The organism is Streptococcus sp. HMSC062H02 (assembly GCF_001813005.1).
GTDB lineage: Bacteria > Bacillota > Bacilli > Lactobacillales > Streptococcaceae > Streptococcus > Streptococcus oralis_S.
This window is the reverse complement of record NZ_KV811132.1, coordinates 167,264-185,814: the sequence shown is the minus strand read 5'-3', so window position 1 is coordinate 185,814 and position 18,551 is coordinate 167,264. Positions and strand designations below refer to the sequence as shown.

The 18,551-nt window shown below is 39.5% G+C and carries 16 protein-coding genes; all 16 read right to left on the bottom strand.

What is annotated here, in order from left to right:
* Positions 1–2: 2 nt before the first annotated feature.
* Positions 3–389, bottom strand: a complete 387-nt coding sequence (locus HMPREF2885_RS08310) for a Mini-ribonuclease 3 (RefSeq protein ID WP_049477402.1) — start codon at positions 387–389, stop codon at positions 3–5.
* On the bottom strand, positions 382–1,725 hold the full coding sequence (gene cysS / locus HMPREF2885_RS08305) for a cysteine--tRNA ligase (protein WP_065371626.1): 1,344 nt from the start codon (positions 1,723–1,725) through the stop codon (positions 382–384). Before cysS ends, HMPREF2885_RS08310 begins: the two co-directional genes overlap by 8 nt.
* A 17-nt stretch (positions 1,726–1,742) precedes the next feature.
* The gene (locus HMPREF2885_RS08300) at positions 1,743–2,264 is read right to left on the bottom strand and encodes a dihydrofolate reductase family protein (RefSeq protein WP_000301980.1); all 522 of its coding nucleotides are present in this window, start codon (positions 2,262–2,264) and stop codon (positions 1,743–1,745) included.
* A gap of 8 nt (positions 2,265–2,272) precedes the next feature.
* On the bottom strand, positions 2,273–3,037 hold the full coding sequence (locus HMPREF2885_RS08295) for a nucleoside phosphorylase (RefSeq protein WP_042902783.1): 765 nt from the start codon (positions 3,035–3,037) through the stop codon (positions 2,273–2,275).
* A gap of 13 nt (positions 3,038–3,050) precedes the next feature.
* A complete protein-coding gene (locus HMPREF2885_RS08290) occupies positions 3,051–3,251 on the bottom strand; it encodes a YdeI/OmpD-associated family protein (RefSeq protein ID WP_002882686.1) in 201 nt (66 codons plus the stop codon).
* A gap of 49 nt (positions 3,252–3,300) precedes the next feature.
* Positions 3,301–3,918, bottom strand: a complete 618-nt coding sequence (gene cysE / locus HMPREF2885_RS08285; protein WP_070657773.1) for a serine O-acetyltransferase — start codon at positions 3,916–3,918, stop codon at positions 3,301–3,303.
* A 15-nt stretch (positions 3,919–3,933) separates the two neighbouring features.
* Complete coding sequence (pnp, locus tag HMPREF2885_RS08280) at positions 3,934–6,147, bottom strand: polyribonucleotide nucleotidyltransferase (RefSeq protein ID WP_070657771.1); 2,214 nt, start codon at positions 6,145–6,147, stop codon at positions 3,934–3,936.
* A gap of 450 nt (positions 6,148–6,597) precedes the next feature.
* Positions 6,598–7,464, bottom strand: coding sequence for a methylenetetrahydrofolate reductase [NAD(P)H] (metF, locus tag HMPREF2885_RS08275; protein WP_042903098.1), 867 nt, complete (start codon positions 7,462–7,464; stop codon positions 6,598–6,600).
* A 94-nt stretch (positions 7,465–7,558) separates the two neighbouring features.
* Positions 7,559–9,808 (bottom strand): 5-methyltetrahydropteroyltriglutamate--homocysteine S-methyltransferase, encoded by a 2,250-nt coding sequence (metE, locus tag HMPREF2885_RS08270; RefSeq protein WP_070657770.1) that lies wholly within the window; start codon positions 9,806–9,808, stop codon positions 7,559–7,561.
* A 352-nt stretch (positions 9,809–10,160) separates the two neighbouring features.
* Positions 10,161–10,454 carry a helix-turn-helix domain-containing protein gene (locus HMPREF2885_RS08265; protein WP_070657768.1) on the bottom strand — a complete coding sequence of 98 codons (294 nt, stop codon included), beginning with the start codon at positions 10,452–10,454 and terminating at the stop codon, positions 10,161–10,163.
* 188 nt (positions 10,455–10,642) lie between these two features.
* Positions 10,643–11,008 carry a TIGR02328 family protein gene (locus tag HMPREF2885_RS08260; RefSeq protein ID WP_070657766.1) on the bottom strand — a complete coding sequence of 122 codons (366 nt, stop codon included), beginning with the start codon at positions 11,006–11,008 and terminating at the stop codon, positions 10,643–10,645.
* Positions 10,992–11,396 (bottom strand): YbgA family protein, encoded by a 405-nt coding sequence (locus HMPREF2885_RS08255; protein WP_070657764.1) that lies wholly within the window; start codon positions 11,394–11,396, stop codon positions 10,992–10,994. The genes HMPREF2885_RS08260 and HMPREF2885_RS08255 overlap by 17 nt, the downstream gene beginning before the upstream one ends.
* A 103-nt stretch (positions 11,397–11,499) precedes the next feature.
* On the bottom strand, positions 11,500–13,101 hold the full coding sequence (locus HMPREF2885_RS08250) for a type I restriction-modification system subunit M (protein WP_070657763.1): 1,602 nt from the start codon (positions 13,099–13,101) through the stop codon (positions 11,500–11,502).
* Between the two features lie 45 nt (positions 13,102–13,146).
* Positions 13,147–15,012 (bottom strand): AAA family ATPase, encoded by a 1,866-nt coding sequence (locus HMPREF2885_RS08245; protein WP_070657761.1) that lies wholly within the window; start codon positions 15,010–15,012, stop codon positions 13,147–13,149.
* A 9-nt stretch (positions 15,013–15,021) separates the two neighbouring features.
* Positions 15,022–16,272 (bottom strand): restriction endonuclease subunit S, encoded by a 1,251-nt coding sequence (locus tag HMPREF2885_RS08240; RefSeq protein WP_070657760.1) that lies wholly within the window; start codon positions 16,270–16,272, stop codon positions 15,022–15,024.
* A gap of 14 nt (positions 16,273–16,286) precedes the next feature.
* Complete coding sequence (locus tag HMPREF2885_RS08235) at positions 16,287–18,530, bottom strand: exodeoxyribonuclease V subunit gamma (protein WP_070657757.1); 2,244 nt, start codon at positions 18,528–18,530, stop codon at positions 16,287–16,289.
* Positions 18,531–18,551 lie beyond the last annotated feature (21 nt).

Genomic DNA, 18,551 nt, shown 5'->3' with positions numbered 1-18,551 from the left:
TTCTAGCCCTCCACTTTTTGGATGCACCAAGAAATTATGGTCTCTAGACGCTCCAGATTTTCAGTCAGATGGAGATAGCCCATGACCGCTTCAAATCCCGTGGACATACGATAAGTCACGACATCTGCATTTTTAGCCTTTGTGTGGCTATTGGTGTTACGTCCCCGTTTATAGATTTCTTCTTCTTTTTCCGTCAGGACTTGCTCCTCCAACATGAGGGAAATCAAACGAGCTTGAGCCTTGGCTGACACATACTTAGTTGCCTCTTGATGGAGTTTATTGGGCTTGGTCATACCTTTGAGGATGAGGTGACGGCGGATATACATAGAATACACCGCATCCCCCTCAAAAGCTAGCGCAATCCCATTAATGAGATTGACATCAATCACGTGTCCACCTCACTCCATCTTTTGTATCCAGTAGTTTAATCCCTTGAGCAGCTAGTTGGTCACGGATTTGGTCTGCTGTCGCAAAGTCACGATTGGCACGCGCTTCTTGACGTTTTTGAATTAAGGCTTCAATCTCTACTTCTAAAACTTCCTCGACAAAGACAATTCCAAAGACCTCTAACATAGCCGCAAGAGCTTCCTTAACCGTTGCATCATAGTTTCCTGAGTTAATCCACTTGGCCATTTCAAAGACTACTGTGATACCGTTGGCAGAGTTAAAGTCCTCATCCATAGCCGCCACAAACTTATCTTTAAAAGCCTGCAACTCCCCTGCATCTACAGTTCTAGTAAATGGTTGCTCATAAGTGTTCTTCAGATACTTGAGATTAGTCTCTGCATCCCGCACTGCTTTTTCGGTAAAGTTGATTGGTTTACGGTAGTGTTGAGTTGCAAAGAAGAAACGAAGTACTTGCCCATCAATGGTCTTAAGAGCATCATGCACGGTAATAAAGTTGCCCAAGGACTTAGACATCTTGACATTGTCGATATTGACAAAGCCATTATGCATCCAGTAGTTAGCAAAGGTCTTGCCTGTTTTGGCTTCTGACTGGGCAATTTCATTGGTATGATGCGGAAATTCCAGATCGGCTCCCCCACCGTGAATATCAATGGTATCGCCCAAAATCTCTGTTGACATAACCGAACACTCGATATGCCAACCCGGACGACCAGGTCCCCAAGGACTATCCCAAGAAATATCTCCTGGTTTTGCAGCTTTCCAAAGGGCAAAATCTACAGGATTTTCCTTGCGAGCCGTTTCTTCATCGGTACGACCTGAAGCACCCAGCTCCAAATCTTCCAAGGTTTTGTTAGCCAATTTGGCGTAATTGTGGGATTTTTCCACTCGGAAGTAAACATCTCCTTGACTCTCGTAAGCATAACCTTTTTCAATCAAGTCTTCCACAAAACGAATGATGTCCGCCATAAACTCTACTACACGCGGATGGCGAGTCGCAGGTTTCACGCCTAAGGCCGTCACATCCTCACGAAAGGCAGCGATGTACTTGTCCGCAACCTCCTGAGGCGTGATACCTTCTTCTTTGGCACGGTTGATAATCTTATCATCCACATCCGTAAAATTGGAAATATAGTTGACTTCAAATCCCCGATACTCAAAATAACGGCGAATGGTATCAAAAGCCACCGTCGATCGGGCATTCCCTACGTGGATATAGTTGTATACCGTTGGCCCACAGACATACATGCGAACCTTTCCTTCTTCGATTGGGACAAATTCTCGCAAATCACGAGACATGGTGTCGTAAATTTTAATCATGCGGTCCACTCCCTTCTCTATTTCTGACTTTTTCGGCTGAAAACCAGCTCTGCAAAAGGGCCAAATTGTCTGAGGCTATCCAGTTGGTAAAAGCGCTGCCCTTCCTCTTGGGTAAAGAGGGGAACCCCCTTTCCTAGGATAAGGGGTGCTATCTGAATAATGAGGTGGTCGAAAAGATCCGCATCTAAGAGCGGTCCTACCAAGGAATTACCACCAATCACAAAGACATTTTTGCCTTTGTCAATCTGCTGAACAAAGTCCACCACATCCCCAGCTACTGGCTGGTAATTGCTGACAGGCAGGTGCCTATCATGCGTAAAGACATAATTTTCCGTAGCTTGATAAAAACTTTCTACATCTTGCAAATCTTGGATTTCCTCAAAGGTCCGCTTGCCCATGATGGTGATATCCATTTGCCTGTAAAAGTCATCATAGCCTGTATCCTCTACAGAACCAAGCTGATGCAGCCAGTCTATCCTATGCTGGCTGTCTGCCAAGTAGCCATCCATGGTGATACAGCCGTAAAAATATACTGCCATTCTTGTAGTTACCTTTCTAGTTCCTTGGCTATTATCAAAGCGATAGCGAAAAAAGTCATGGCTTCAGCTGTCCGCTCTTCATGGCGGGCATCCCAGGTTCGGTTATGATGATCCACATAGTCAGCTGTGTAGAAGAACTGATAGACTTTACTCTTGCGAAATTGACTCCAAGCCATGATAGCTGAAGCTTCCATGTCCACCACTTGTGCACCAGCAGCCAAGCGACGCTTGACCTTATCAGGCGTTTCCCGATAAAAGGCATCAGTCGTCCAAGCCTTTGTTCGAATGTGCTCAATGCAAGATTTGTTCAAAGCTTCTTCCATGGTTAAGAGCAAAGTTTCGTCATAAGCTATCTCATCACTTGGAGGAGCGTAATGGTAACTTGTACCTTCATCACGTAGAGCTGAACTTGGTAGGATAATCTTATCTGCCTGAATAGACTGATCTAGAACTCCGCAAGAACCCAACACAATAAAGTTCCTAAATCCTCTTGCTTTGAGTTCTTCTAAGAGCCCAACAACCATCGGAGCTCCAATTGGAGCTATAGCAACTGCTACCTTACTCCCATCCTTTTCATAGATATACCATGGAAATCTACCATTTAGATTGGTTAGATAGCCACCTTCGTAAACATCTTCAAACTGCTTTACTCGTTCAACGATTTCTCCATTAAAAGATAAAATGATTGTGTCACAGATTTCTCCACCACCACGAATACTTCGATCAGTTGGTTCGATAACAGCAGGTACATTTTCGAATTCTTCTAATAGCATAACTTCTCTTTCTTTAAGGCTCCAGCAAATCCGCCTTCATTTTATTTAGACGGCGCAGTTTGGTCTCATCTTTTTTGGCTTCACTGATATAATGAGCCCATTCACGCTGGTGGCTAGGTGGCAGTTTAATAAAGCGCTCCTTAGCAAGACCATCCAAGCGTTCTTGCAACTCAAGAACTGCCTGGTTCAAAATTGCATCTGATAAATCTGACATAGTTCTTACCTCCTGTCATACTTCACCTCGATAACTTTGCTACCCTATCCTACAGACTTGATGAATGGTGACTGGCTTCACGGGCATGCTCTAGCTTGTCTAGATAGTATTCTCGTTTTTCTTCAACTTCGTGGATCGTCGGCTCATCTTTCTGTCCATGAACTCGGACGATCTTAGCTGGGATTCCGACAACTGTCACATCGCTCGGAACATCTGCCACAACCACTGCACCCGCCCCAACTTTGGCTTTCTCTCCAATTTCAATAGGGCCAATCACCTGAGCGTGGGCCGAAATCAGCGCCCCTTTTCGAACAGTCGGATGGCGTTTGCCAACATCCTTCCCTGTTCCACCAAGAGTCACTCCGTGATAGAGAAGAACGCCTTTTTCAACAATCGCCGTCTCTCCAATCACCAGACCTGAACCATGGTCGATAAAAACACCTGATTCTATCTGAGCACCCGGATGAATCTCTATCTGAGTCCAAAAGCGCCAAAACTGACTGTGCATACGAGCCAGGAGTTTGAAGCCGTGCTTCCAGAGAAAATGCGAGAGACGGTGGGCAGCTAAGGCCTTGACACCTGGATAAGTCAGCAAAACTTCCAAACTGTTGCGTGCCGCTGGATCATTTTCTTTTACAATATCAATGGTTTCGCGCCACCATCCCATACATTTCTCCTTTTCTTATTCTGAATCTTTTGGTGTTTCTGTAAATTCTTTCTTCGATTTGTGGTCCTTGTGATGACGTGGACGGTGAGGTCTCTCAGACTTTTCGCCTTTTTCATCATGCTCAGGTTTTGGTGGACGAGGAAGAAGAGCCTTCATAGAGGCATCGATACGGCCTTTTTCATCAATCTTGATAACCTTAACATCAACTTCATCACCGATAGCTACCAAATCCTCGACACGGTTGGTACGAGTCCAAGCCATTTCAGAAATGTGCACAAGTGCATCTGTCTTATCAAAGAGGTTGACAAAGGCACCAAATTTCTCGATACGAACAACCTTCGCATGGTAAACTTCATCCACTTTAGCTTCACGGACCAAGCCAGCGATGATTTCTTTGGTTCGGTTAATGGCATCTTGGTCGCTAGAGTAGATAGAAACATTACCTTCTTCGTCGATATCAATCTTAACGCCTGTTTCAGCGATAATCTTGTCGATGGTTTCTCCACCCTTACCGATGACAATCTTGATCTTGTCCACATCAATCTTGATGGTGTCAATTTTTGGAGCAGTTGGAGCCAATTCTGGACGAACTTCTGGAATAGTTGCTTGAATCACATCAAGGATTTCAAAACGCGCTTTCTTGGCTTGGGCAAGGGCTTCTGTCAAGATTTCAGCAGTAATTCCTTGAATCTTGATATCCATTTGAAGAGCTGTAATCCCGTCACGAGTACCTGCAACCTTAAAGTCCATGTCTCCAAAGTGGTCTTCCAAACCTTGGATATCTGTCAATACTGTATAGTTATTTCCATCTGAGATAAGTCCCATAGCAATACCAGCTACTGGCGCCTTGATTGGCACACCACCAGCCATAAGGGCAAGAGTTCCCGCACAGATAGAGGCTTGAGAAGATGAACCGTTTGATTCCAAGACCTCTGCTACCAAGCGGATCGCGTATGGAAATTCTTCCAAACTAGGCAAGACTTGAGCAAGAGCACGCTCACCGAGAGCACCGTGACCAATTTCACGACGACCAGGGGCACCGTAACGGCCTGTTTCCCCTACAGAGTATTGAGGGAAGTTATAGTGGTGCATAAAGCGTTTCTTGTACTCTGGATCCAAACCATCGATGATTTGAGTTTCTCCCATCGGAGCCAAGGTCAAAACTGAAAGGGCTTGAGTTTGTCCTCGAGTAAAGAGACCAGAACCATGTACACGAGGAAGATAGTCAACCTGCGCATCTAAAGGACGGATTTCATCGACTTTACGACCGTCAGGACGCACCTTGTCTTCTGTGATCAAACGACGCACTTCAGCGTGTTCCATTTGTTCCAAGATTTCAGCCACATCACGCATAATACGGTCAAATTCTTCGTGGTCTGCATATTTTTCTTCGTAAACAGCAGTCACTTGGTCTTTAACTGCTTGAGTTGCAGCTTCACGAGCCAATTTTTCTTCTACTTGGACCGCTTTTTGGAGGTCGCTGTTGTAGGCTGCGATGATTTCAGCCTGCAAGTCCGCATCTACATGAAGCAATTCCACTTCTGCTTTTTCCTTACCGACCGCAGCAACGATTTCTTCTTGGAAGGCAATCAATTCTTTAACAGCTTCGTGTCCTTTGAGAAGAGCTTCCAACATGATTTCTTCTGACAATTCTTTGGCACCAGACTCAACCATGTTGATAGCGTGCTTGGTACCAGCTACTGTCAATTCAAGAAGTGATTGCTCTGCTTGTTCTTGAGTAGGGTTGATGATGATTTGGCCATCGACATAACCCACTTGTACCCCAGCGATTGGTCCGTCAAATGGAATATCTGAGATAGAAAGCGCCAAGGATGAACCAAACATAGCCGCCATTGGAGCAGAGGCATTTTCATCATAAGAGAGCACTGTGTTGATTACTTGCACTTCGTTACGGAAACCTTCCGCAAACATAGGACGGATTGGACGGTCAATCAAACGCGCTGTCAAAGTCGCATCTGTTGAAGGACGTCCTTCACGTTTCATAAAGCCACCAGGAAACTTCCCAGCCGCATACATTTTTTCTTCGTAGTTAACTTGAAGTGGGAAGAAATCCCCAGTTGCCATTTTCTTAGACATAACGGCAGCAGTCAAGACAGTTGACTCACCGTAACGCACGACAACAGAGCCATTTGCTTGCTTAGCAACCTGGCCAGTCTCTACAACCAACTCACGACCCGCAAAAGTCGTTTGAAACACTTGTTTTGTCATTTTAATCCCCTTTGGATTGATGAAATTATACGCCTTGCCTACAAAGATCAAGATACTAAGGTCACAAAAAGCAAAGTAAAAATAGGAAACTGGCGAAGTCTTCGATGAAGACAAGACAGTTTATCTTTTTTACACAGCTTTTCGGCCGAGTTCAATTACTCATGATAGCATAGATTGACGCAGTGTGCGATGCACACCAGGAAATCTATCTTTTTCACTAGGGATTTAGCCCGTGTTCAACTACCTAAATACCTTGAAAAGTTTAAAAATATTATTCTTTAGCATTTGTACCTTTTATAGCAGATTTGAATAGCTAAGAATCTGTTTATACCCTCATCTTTGTATCAAGTACGTACAGAGTCTATTTTATCATATTTTTCTTAAAAAGTACGGGCTTTTCTATTAAAAAGGAACCATTCCCCTCACCTGAGAAGAATGGTTTGCTTTTTGTTATCCTAAAGACTGATGGTTAAACAAGGCATGGGTTGCTTGGTGGATGTATTTTGCTGTTTCAGCATTGTTCATGGTGTAGAGATGCACACCTGCGACATCCTGGGTTACCAAGTCCACGATCTGATCCACGGCATAGGCAAGTCCTGCTGCTCTGAGCGACTCAGGGTCATGCTCATACTTGTCTAAGATGGCCTTAAATTTACGTGGAAGGTGGATATTCTCACACGTTTTCAATAGACGAAGCGCTTGGTTACGGTTAAGAATGGGCATGATCCCCGCATGAATGGGAACATCAATCCCTGCCAAGGTACACTTGTCTTGGAAATCATAGAAGCGCTCATTGTCAAAGAAAAGTTGCGTTACAAGGCTTGAACAGCCTGCATCCACTTTCTTCTTGAGATTTTGAATATCTGAGATCTGGTTTGGCGAGTCAGGATGCCCTTCAGGATAACAAGCTCCAATAATATCAAAGTGAGGGGCTTGTTCCTTGATGAACTCGATCAAATCCGTTGCGTAGCGGAAATCCTTTTGTGGCTCCACATCAGGGATAATATCCCCACGCAAGGCCAAGATTTTCTGTACCCCAACCTTATCCAAGTCTGCAATGGTTTCAGCAACCTTGTCCTTAGTCAGATAGATGGCTGGCAAGTGGGCAATAGTTGGAATCGCCAAATCATTCTGGATAAAGTCAGCCAAACGAACCGTTGTTTCCTTGATATTAAATTTATTATTGCTGGCGGTCACACTGATAAAGTGCGGTGTCAGCTCCCGCATATCCTGCAAGGCTGAAATAATATTATCATTACCCACAGCTGGGTTTGGAGGGAACACTTCAAATGAAAGTGACGGCGTTTGGCGTGACATAGTCATTATCCTTTTCTTTTTGATTTCATGATTGCTAAGCCGGCTTGGGCCAAGCAGTTCCTTGATCAGTCAGGGTCAAGAGAGAAATCTTATCTTATAATTTCTCACGCGCAGCTTTTGCTGCTTCGACAAGGCGGATCAAGCTTTCTTTTGTTTCTGGAATACCACGTGTTTTCAAACCACAGTCAGGGTTGATCCAAACTTTCTTGCTTGGTACTTTGGCAAGAATAGCATCGATTGTGTGGTCGATTTCGCCTTCATTTGGCACACGAGGAGAGTGGATATCGTAAACCCCAGGTCCCACTTCTGTTTGGAAGTTTTTCGCTTTGAGTTCGTCCAAGATTTCAAGGTTTGAACGGCTTGCTTCAAAGGAAATAACGTCCGCATCCATATTGTCGATAGCTGGGATAATATCTGTAAATTCTGAGTAACACATGTGAGTGTGGATTTGTGTGTCTGGCGCTACTGTAGAGTGTACCAAGCGGAAGGCTGGAATAGCCCAGTCAAGGTAGTCTTCGTACCAGTCGCTACGACGGAGTGGCAATTTCTCACGGAGAGCAGCCTCGTCGATTTGGATGATTTTCACACCTGCAGCTTCAAGGTCAAGCACTTCATCCTTGATGGCAAGAGCGATTTGAAGAGTAGAATCCTTGATAGAGATGTCTTCACGTGGGAATGACCAGTTAAGGATGGTAACCGGTCCAGTCAACATACCCTTAACAGGTTTGTCAGTACGACTTTGTGCGTAGCTAGACCATTTCACAGTGATTGGGTTGAGACGAGTGACATCACCCCAGATGATTGGTGGTTTCACCCCACGCATACCGTAAGATTGTACCCAACCATTCTTAGAGAAGAGGTAACCTGATAAGTTTTGACCGAAGTACTCAACCATGTCGTTACGCTCAAACTCACCGTGTACAAGCACGTCAAATCCAACTTCTTCTTGCCATTTGATCCATTCGTCGATAGTTTCAGCAAGGAAGGCATCGTATTCTTCTTGTGACAATTCACCCTTACGGAAGGCCAAACGTTTAGCACGAACTTCCTTAGTTTGAGGGAATGAACCAATAGTTGTTGTTGGAAGAGCTGGAAGTTTGAAAGCTTCTTCTTGGATAGCTTCACGTTCAGCAAATGCTGGCAAACGAGTGTAGTCAGCGTCTGTCAATCCAGCGATACGAGCACGTAGTTCCGCATTTTCACCAACACGTTCAGTTGCAAAGAGTTCTTTGTTGGCTGCAAGAGCTTCTGCTCCTTGGCCGTTGCGGATAGCATCCAAATCACGAATCTCATCCAATTTTTCAACTGCAAAGGCAAAGTGGTTCAAGATAGCTGGCTCAAATTCTTCGTTAGCAGTTGTAAATGGCACATGAAGAAGTGAGCATGAGCTTGTCAATACGATGTTTTCAGCTGGGATTTGCTCAAGAACAGCCAAGCTCTTTTCGTAGTTGTTGCGCCAGATGTTTTTACCATTGACAATACCTGCATAAAGAGTCTTATCAGCCGGGAAACCACCTTTAACGAGTTCAAGAGTTTTCTTACCTTCAACGAAGTCAAGACCGAGTGCATCAACTGGCAAGTTCACAAGGTCAGCGTAGACGTCACGAACGTCACCGAAGTATGTTTGAAGCAAGACTTCAAGACCTTTTTTATCAGCCAAGAGTTTGTTGTAGATGTTCAAGAAGAGTGCTTTTTCCTCTTCTGTCAAGTCTTTGACAAGAGCAGCTTCGTCGAGTTGGATACGAGTTGCACCAAGTTCAGCCAATTTAGCAAAAACTTCTTGGTAAGCAGCTACTAAGCTATCTACGAAGTCTTCTGCTTTCACGCCTTCTTCAAAGTCTGATAATTGAAGGAAAGTGAATGGACCTACAAGGACAGGACGAGTGTTCAATCCAAGTTCTTTCGCTTCTTGGAACTCATCAAAGATCTTGTGACCAGCCAATTTAACTTGAGTGTCTTTTTCAAATTTAGGCACGATGTAGTGGTAGTTGGTGTTAAACCATTTCTTCATCGGAAGGGCACGAACATCCCCTTTTTCCCCTTGGTAACCACGTCCCAAAGCGAAGTAGCGCTCAAGGTCTGACAAGTCCAAGTTTTGAACGGATGCAGGTACCACGTTGAAGAGGAAAGCTGCATCAAGGAAGTTGTCATAGTGAGAAAAGTCATTTGATGGGATTTCAGTGATGCCTTTTTCTTTGACAATGTTCCAGTGCTTAGCGCGCAATTCTTTTGCTGCTGCCAAGAGTTCTTCTTCTGAGATTTCTTTTCTAAAGTATTTTTCAGTTGTAAATTTTAATTCGCGGAATTCACCCAAACGAGGGAAACCGATGATTGTAGTTGACATGATGTGTCCTCCAAAATTTGTTGTTGAAACTATCTTAACAGAAAAGAAACTGTCTGTATAATTGTAAATAATTAGGCTTTGATATAGTTTGAAACTATATCACTCTTTTGGTCAAAAGAAAAAGACTTGAGACCAGCGTCTCAAATCCTTTGTTTTACTTGTTTTGTGGCTGTATTTTAGTTGGAATGCTCAAACGAGCTATTGACGATTCTCATCAGTGACTATGGCATGCTATTAGAAAAGACTATAGGTTGGTTTTCTTTTGTAATTTTGATATTTCCCTTAAAAAGTGCGGACGAGAGGTAAAATTATCCAGTGGATGATTTTAGCCAACCAAGTAATTTCATTCCTATCAACCTTTTTCCTGTTCAAGTGGGACGACTGCTAGTGTCTTTCCTAAACTAGCTAAGACTTTTAAGACCGTATCCAACTGAGGACTGGTCTTACCTGTCTCCATCCTAGCTATAACAGGCTGGCTCACTCCACTGAGTTCTTCTAGTTTTTTCTGACTGATACCTTGCTCATGCCTAGCCTCAATCAACTCACTCATAATAACCACTCGCATATCACTTTCAAGAATTTCTTTCTTGGTAAAGAGTTCTGTTCGGACATCCTTCCAATTACTTCCAATGGCACTATTTTTCATGTCTCAATCCTCTTTCTTTCAAATTCTCGAGTTCACGCTTTGCTTTTTAAACAAATTATAACTTAAAAGTTATTAAAAGTAAATTCTAATACCCATAAAAAGGAGACCTTAGAATCATTCTAAAGGTCTCATCTTTATTATTCGAAAAAATTACGAGAAGAGTTATAATATGGAGCTAATCCTGACTCTTACTCCAGCTCAATGCCTTTCTCACGGAGATTAGCCAAACATTCCTCATAGTATCCTGCATCATGCTCACTATAGATGGGCTTGCCTAGCTTCTCCTCTGCTAACTCTTGATAAGAAGGGCAAGTCTTACCACGGTAGTTCTTGTCCAGCCATTCTGGACTAACATTATAGCCTCGGTTAGCCATCTCCTTCATGATCAAGTCATGGTAGGCATAGAGACGATAGGGCGAATGGGTAAAGACATAGTCCACTGTCGCATGCTTTCTGCCCCAGCCATTGCCACGCAGGGCACAACACTCTCGATGTTGCCCCAAAAGTTGAGGGCGGGGAAGTTGTGAAATCAAAGCCTCATGCCAAAGTCTCATGAGAGTCTCCTTTCAGTAAAGTCGAATGTTGCAAATAGGTATTGGGATAGCGATCCAGCAAGTCTCGAGTCTTAGCAATCAAGTCTTCCTTAGAAGCCTGACCAAAGCGGTAGCGATCCAGCAAGAGCATGTAGTCCTTGCGCTCATCATCTGTCGCTTTCTTTTTGAAATATCCCCAAATATGCTGAAAGGCATTGCAAACCTGACCTCTGTGTTCTGGGATTTGACAAGCACGGTCGATCAGTTCTTGAACATGACTTACCTCTACCTCTTCATTCTTGAGATATTGACGAATCTCATTGTAAATATTGCTGGAATGGCTCAAGACCAGGTATTTGTTTCTAGCCCAGAGTTGCTGGCACTGGGATTTTTGATTAGTTTGTTCCATGTTTCTCCTTACTTTCTAATAGTTTCCAGGAAATATGGAAACAAAGTTGTATCCTAAAAATGAGCGAATTATGAGCGGAATATGAGCGAATTAATTACGCTTATCACCCTTTAAACTCTTGCAAAAACTTTTCGAGTTCTGCATCAGCTTCTGGTGTGGTTCCGTGGAGTTGACCGAGCATTTCAAGCAGAGAAGCTGTTTGGTTTTGGATTGCTTGATTGGTCGTGTTAATCTTGCTGACGATGTCTGTCAGTGGCTCGACTTCTTCTTCCTCAAAGGTGTCTACATAGCGAGGGATATTGAGGTTGTAGTCATTTTCGACAATTTCTTCATAGCTTGCTAGGTGGGCAAACTTGTCCATCTCTTCACGAGACTTGTAGGCTTCCAGAATCTTCTCGATATGAGCATCCGTCATGATATTCTGGTTTTTCCCCTTATCAAACTCCTTAGAAGCATCGATAAAGTAAACATCACGGTTGGTACGGTTCTTTTTGAGAATGATAACCGTGGTCGGAATGCTGGTATTAAAGAAGATATTGGCAGGTAGCCCGATAACCGTATCAATAGCGCCTTCTTCTAACAAGGCCTTACGAATAGTTCCTTCCGCATTTCCACGGAAAAGAACACCGTGGGGAAGAACGATAGCCATGACCCCATTATCCTGCTTGAGGTGATAATACCCATGCAAGAGGAAGGCAAAATCAGCCTTGGACTGAGGTGCCAGTTTCCCAAACGGAGAGAAACGAGGGTCATTCAGAAAGCCAGAACTTGCTGACCACTTGGCTGAGTATGGAGGGTTCATGAGAACCCCATCAAAGTTGGTCGGTTCTTGAGTTGGCCAGTCTTCATCCAGTGTATCGGCATTGTGGAGAAATTGATTTTCCACCGGGACCCCGTGTAGAATCATGTTCATCCGAGCCAAGTTATAAGTCGAGGTATTGAGCTCCTGACCAAAGTAGACAACTGTCTGCGGTTTATGAGAGTATTTCTTGGCATTGAGCAAGAGAGAGCCTGAGCCCATGGTCGCATCATAGATGGTAAAGCCTTGCTGGTCCTCACGACCTAAAAAGGCAATCTGAGTCATAAGTTTTGCAACAGGCTGAGGTGTATAGAACTCACCAGCTTTCTTACCCGAGTCAGTCGCAAACTGACCAATCAGATACTCATAGGCATCCCCCAGCATATCACCCGCATGACCAGCAACGTCTAGCACAGCCAACTCTTTCATGACTGCCGCCACCGTTTGGTTTTGCTTTTGCGGAGTGGCCCCTAACTTTTTAGAGTAAAGGTCTATATCTTCAAAAAGATTTTCATAGAGGTCGTCACTCTGCTCGATATCACGAAAACCTTGAGCTAGATCTTCCAGCTGGAAAGTCCCCTCATTGACACGTGCTACTAGAGCCGTAAAGGTCAACTCAGGCTTGATGATATAATTGAGTTCGTCCTTCATAACTGCAAGAAGATCCTCGTGAGTATCCGCATCCTCGTAGTAGTTGCGATAGACCTCAAGGGCAGTCTCAAGACTATCTGTCCCCTCTTCCATGGTCTCAGCCACGAAAAAGAGCATCTTATCTGACAGATACTTGTAAAAGACCATGCCCAAGAGATAAGACTTGTAATCATTAGCATCCATCTTAGAGCGGAGAACATCCGCTGAGTTCCACAGGGCTTGGTAGAGCGACTGGGAAGTTTGTGTTGTTTCCATAATGTTTCTTTCTATTTTACTTAATTCAAAATATCAAAAATTAATTTAATGGTTCAATAGTTTTGCTTCCAATTCTTCAAAATATTTATGACGTAATGTAATTTGTAAATCATTATTCATTGCAATACTACTTAAAGCTTTTTCTTTAAAGTTAGAAGCTATTTCTTTAATTTCTTTAGAAGCAATTATTTCATTTTTTAAGTTACAAATCTTTAAAATTGTCGAAAAATCTGAAGAAGCTATGCTATCTTCCACAATTTTAGTTATATTTCCTAATGTTACAGTTATATCAAATTTTTCTGATAAATTTTCTAAAAATGCTAGTGCATCATCCTCGGTTGGTTCTCTTGTTTCTATCAAATGACCTTCCATAAACTCATCTAGTCTTTTTTTCAAGGCGATACGTATTATTTTATCTTTATTTATTGTACAAGAATCAATAATAACTTTTTGGAGTCTATTAAATTTTTGCTCTTTATCCTGTTCTTCAGATTCTAAAACTGACTTCACTATTGCTTCGTCTACTAGAAGCATCTCTATTTCATTAAATGGTATAACAAAAATATTTTTTCTTTTATATTTTTCAATTCTTATCTCCTCCATCCAGTCATAATCAATAATACCATAAGCTATATTACCATGTATATGTTGTAAATTATTATAGGCTTTTGTATGTTGAATGACCTGTTTATGTCCTTGAACGGGTTTTACAAAACAAAATTCACTAAATAATTTGGAATAAATCTGATAGTCTATACTCGTTTTAGTTCCCTCACAAAATAATATTGGCTTTCTTGTCCCAGATACTTCAGTTAATAAGGATAAAGGCATTTCTTGTGAGTCTTCCAATATTTCATAATCAAAATCATAAGGTGCTTCAAATTTCTTGCACCACACATAGGTAGCATTAGTTCTTGATTGGACAAAATCCATATTATGTGAAGCAAAAATAAATTGACAATCCGGTCGCTCTGATATTAGCAAATCCCATAATTCATTATAGACAGCAGCATTAAGGAATGTTTCTGGTTCATCAACAACAATATAGCTATTTTCTGGAGCAAGAAGAACGTTACCAATATAAAATAATACACAGCGTTCCCCATCACTAAGGCCATTTATACTATATTTATTCCCATTTCTTACAACTTCTAAAACTCTATCATTAGGTTCAGGATAAAATGTTATCTCTGGGAAAATTTGATTCCATATTTGTTCCACTCTTTCCAATAAAGCAACAGGCACCCCCTCTACTCCCCTGGAATTATCAGTCACTACCTTTGCATAATCCTTTACCCACAGTGTTATCAGCTTAGTAAAAGCACCCGAAAAATCATCTTCAATCTTATTAGTCTGTATTTGAATAGTATCATATTTAGTTTCTACGTTTTTCAAATTTGATATATATTGGTCTTTATTGATACTATCGCGACCAAAAGTGTTAAACACAAAATATAGTATTTTTTGAGCTGGTAAAACATACATCTCATCTATACTATTCTTTCTTAACTCATTAATAAGACTTGATTTTCCCGCTCCATTAGCTCCTATAATAACTGTTGTAGAAACCACTTTCGAAATAAAAGAGAAAAGTTTAATTACTTTAAAATTCTCTAAAAGTTGAGGCAAGGCTGTTTCATACATATAAACATCACCACCATAACAATTCGATAGACTTTCTAACCAAGTATTACGTAGATTTTTGTACTTTTCAGTTACATCATCAGATAAAGACTCATCTTTTAGCTCGTTGTTAATCAAATCAATAAGGTTAGAAAAATCTTCATCTACTTGCTGGTATTGATTCTTATATACTTCTTTTTCATAATCAGCCAATTGACTAAAGTTATCTTGAAGTCTTTTCTTTTCGGATTCTAACTTTTCAATTAATTCTTTAATAGAGCTATACATAACGTCTCCTTAAATAAACATATCCTGCAAGAGTTTCTTTTTCAGAGTCTCAAGCTGAGAATTTTTTTCTCGATAAGAATTGATGAGATTATCGAGGTTAGAGAAGTAAGCGCCGATGGCTTGTTGTTCTTTTATGGAAGGAACTTGTATTTTTAAAGATGAAACTTGTTCCAAGGATAAATTTGGTTGTGCACCTACTGTAGGATTTTTTCGGATATAATCTTTCACAACTTCCCCAGATAATACTACTAATAAAAAATATGCATCTAATTTATAACCTCTAATAATTGCAAGAGCTTGATTTGTATTAGCCGGGAGAATATCATTTCTAACAATTGCAGTTCTACCAAGAGTACCCGCAATCGAAAATAATATATCTCCTTCATATAATATAGATCTCTTCAAGGTTCCCAAATGTTCTTCCTCTGAAATTTTAACACCAGAATAGATTTCGTTATCTTTCAAGTTTTCAACTTTGATAAAATTGACCTTTCCTTGTTCTGATTGAGATTTTGCAGTTGTTCCCTTTGTAATCAAATCACAGACTTCACCTAACTTAATTAGTTCCCAATCACCCTCAAATCCATCCAAACGTATCTCGGGGACTGTCTGTCCAGCTTTGGGAAACATCTTGGAAAGCATACTCGCCTTGAGAGATTGGTAGTTGGCGAGATTGTCCTTGTAGCTAGACATAAGGTCGTCGAGGGTGCGGAAGAGAGAGCCGATGGCGGATTGTTCTTCTATTTTTGGAATAGGAACTTTTATATTTTTTAATTGCTTAATAGGCAACTGCTTTAATGCTGTACCAGTAATATGTGATGAAATCTCCTTATTACCCCTATTTGATAATAAAAATTGTATTAAATAATTACCTATTAATTCTATTTTTCTGGTTCTTATAATTGCTAACTGTGAGTTTATATTCCATCCCTCATTATCAGGTCCAACGTACCCTAACGAACCCAGACTACCTCTTACTGCAATTACAATGTCGTCTTCAATCAAGTGTCCAGATATCAATTCATTGTGTTTTGATTGAGTTATATATCTAGCATTTGTTAGAGTCAACTTTCCATTATCCAAATCACTTCCTCTCAGAAAAGGAACTCCCTGAGTTGAAGATGTTAGGTCTGTTTCTTTAGGGTAAGCTTCTCCATAATTACCATCTTTAAAATCAGTTTGAGTGTCGCTTAATTTTCTTAAGCTCCAACTATCATTAAAATTTTTAAATCTTATTTTAGGTTTATTTACTTTTATCATAAATTATTTCTCATTTATCTTGAATTTTCTTTAATTAATTTAATTCTATTCTCAATCATCTGGATGGATAACATTGTAACTTTAAATGCTAGAATCAATCTTTCACCACTTAAAAAATCTCTACCATGTATACACTCATTTCGAATATTGAGTGAATTACTATTATACATAAAATGATAGACAAATAACAAATCAGGAATATTCTCAAAGCTATCTGTAAGATTAAAAACTTCAGTAATTATCTCTCTGAGAATTGAACTTGGATCTCTGTAATTCATAAACTCCTTCTTTTGCATCTTAAAAGGATTATAACCAGACAGTCTCGCAAGTTCTCTAATTTTTTCTTCCAGCAACGGAAATAATTGAGTAATATGTGCAATTTTAATCTCTTTATCAAATTCAATAAAATTAAATCTGCTACAACTATTTAAATAAAGATACAGTTCCTCTGTTCTATTAAAAATAGTAGTTAAAAAAGTCACATTTCGGATATAATTTTCATGTAAAGCAAGCATATATTTATTTGGTTTTAAAATATTACGAAACTTATAACTCTTATTATCAATAATTGATTTTACGTATTTCTCTAGTAATTGGTCAACATCATGTCTATCCAATACTATATCAGAACTATCTTTAGGAAATATTGGGTCAACTATTATTCTATTCATAAAATATATCAATGCATTTTCAGAAGCTAATTCCATAATTTGGATAGTCTTTTCTTCTGTAACTAATATACATTGATTCGCTATAGAAAATGGATGTTTTATTAATAAATAATTAAATTTATCAATCTCCGTATTCGAAATTTCTTGTTGATAAGTAAATTCTTGCATATTGTTAAGTTCTTGTTCATAATAAGTATTTTCCCACAAATTTTGAATAGAAATAATTTCATTTATTAACAAATTTTTATTTAAATGTTCACCAAGATTATCACTTAGAAAGTATAAAAATTTCATATACATTAGAAACATATTGGCCGTTTCTAGTGATTGCGTTTCTTCTTTCTCAATTACAACTTCCCGAAACTTTTGGCATATTTGAAAGAAATACTCATTATCTAAATACACAACAAGTGATACACTATCAAAATAACAAATTAAATCAGCATTATTTTGGACATTAGAAATTGATTTATAAAGATCACGTGAATAACTTTTTAATCTTTCATTTTGTTGCTTGCTAGTTGGGAAACCTAAAGCTTTTAATTTTTCAATTTGTTTTGGTTCTTCAACATTTTGAATAGCTTGCATGAATTTATAACGCAAATAATTACTGATACTTATCTTTTTAAAATCTTTTTTTTTAAAAAGTTTTGATAAAAATAATACTGAACTTGAGTTAAAAAGTTCAAAATCAGACTTCATAGAAACATTAAAGAGCAGTAACTGTATATGGTTTTCAACTACCATAGATGAAGGCAAGATATTGAATTTTTCATAAATTATAGTCTCAATTATATATCGCACTACTCCATCACCATGGAAATAATCGATTAATTTTTTTAATTGTTCAACTGAAAAACGTGAATTAAAATCCTCATCTTTTAATAAGACATCAAGTGGACGAGTTACAAATCCTAATACAACTCTCTCTTGCCATGTAATCACCTTGTATTCATATTTTTTATAATTGTAAGAAAATGTAGTTGTATTAAAAGCTAATGATTTTAATACAGCAAGGAATTGCATTGAGCAAGTTGTATCCTCATGATTTAAATTAGAAGAAATAATTTCTTTTTCTCTGTCAAAGTTTTTTATTGAAATACTTTCTAAATAATCGTAAATCAATTCTTTACGCTCAATAACTTCATCTAAATTATACACCTGCCAAAAATTCTTAATCGAAAAAATCCCAAAATTAATTTCATCATTTAATTGATTTTTTAAACTCATCAATTTAGTTATATATAGTGCTAGTGCTAATATTTTTCCAAAATTTGACTGGACTTTAATAGATAATTGTGACCACGTAATTAAATCTAATTTGAATCTAGAAATCAAAATAATATCTTTTAACAGAACAAAATCCGTTTTCAATTCTTTATCTTCAATCTTTTGGATTTTAGAGAAATAATCAATTATTTTTGAAAAAGACACATACCTATTCTCAAAGTTTTCCCAAGAATCAATATCATCGTTATCAAAATTATTTTCAATATAATCTAGAAACCATTGGTAATCTCCATCATTATTGAGTATTGAATCCATGAGTTTTACTTTTACTTCATGTTCAATATAATTTTTTTTCATAGATAAACCTTCATTTTATAT

Coding starts and splice junctions, on each gene's coding strand:
- HMPREF2885_RS08245 (WP_070657761.1), bottom strand. CDS start 15,012: ATGTATAGCTCTATTAAAGAATTAATTGAAAAGTTAGAATCCGAAAAG.
- HMPREF2885_RS08240 (WP_070657760.1), bottom strand. CDS start 16,272: ATGATAAAAGTAAATAAACCTAAAATAAGATTTAAAAATTTTAATGAT.
- HMPREF2885_RS08250 (WP_070657763.1), bottom strand. CDS start 13,101: ATGGAAACAACACAAACTTCCCAGTCGCTCTACCAAGCCCTGTGGAAC.
- HMPREF2885_RS08290 (WP_002882686.1), bottom strand. CDS start 3,251: ATGTCAGATTTATCAGATGCAATTTTGAACCAGGCAGTTCTTGAGTTG.
- metE (WP_070657770.1), bottom strand. CDS start 9,808: ATGTCAACTACAATCATCGGTTTCCCTCGTTTGGGTGAATTCCGCGAA.
- HMPREF2885_RS08235 (WP_070657757.1), bottom strand. CDS start 18,530: ATGAAAAAAAATTATATTGAACATGAAGTAAAAGTAAAACTCATGGAT.
- HMPREF2885_RS08265 (WP_070657768.1), bottom strand. CDS start 10,454: ATGAAAAATAGTGCCATTGGAAGTAATTGGAAGGATGTCCGAACAGAA.
- HMPREF2885_RS08255 (WP_070657764.1), bottom strand. CDS start 11,396: ATGGAACAAACTAATCAAAAATCCCAGTGCCAGCAACTCTGGGCTAGA.
- HMPREF2885_RS08295 (WP_042902783.1), bottom strand. CDS start 3,037: ATGCTATTAGAAGAATTCGAAAATGTACCTGCTGTTATCGAACCAACT.
- HMPREF2885_RS08300 (WP_000301980.1), bottom strand. CDS start 2,264: ATGGCAGTATATTTTTACGGCTGTATCACCATGGATGGCTACTTGGCA.
- metF (WP_042903098.1), bottom strand. CDS start 7,464: ATGTCACGCCAAACGCCGTCACTTTCATTTGAAGTGTTCCCTCCAAAC.
- cysS (WP_065371626.1), bottom strand. CDS start 1,725: ATGATTAAAATTTACGACACCATGTCTCGTGATTTGCGAGAATTTGTC.
- cysE (WP_070657773.1), bottom strand. CDS start 3,918: ATGGGATGGTGGCGCGAAACCATTGATATTGTAAAAGAAAATGATCCA.
- HMPREF2885_RS08260 (WP_070657766.1), bottom strand. CDS start 11,008: ATGAGACTTTGGCATGAGGCTTTGATTTCACAACTTCCCCGCCCTCAA.
- pnp (WP_070657771.1), bottom strand. CDS start 6,147: ATGACAAAACAAGTGTTTCAAACGACTTTTGCGGGTCGTGAGTTGGTT.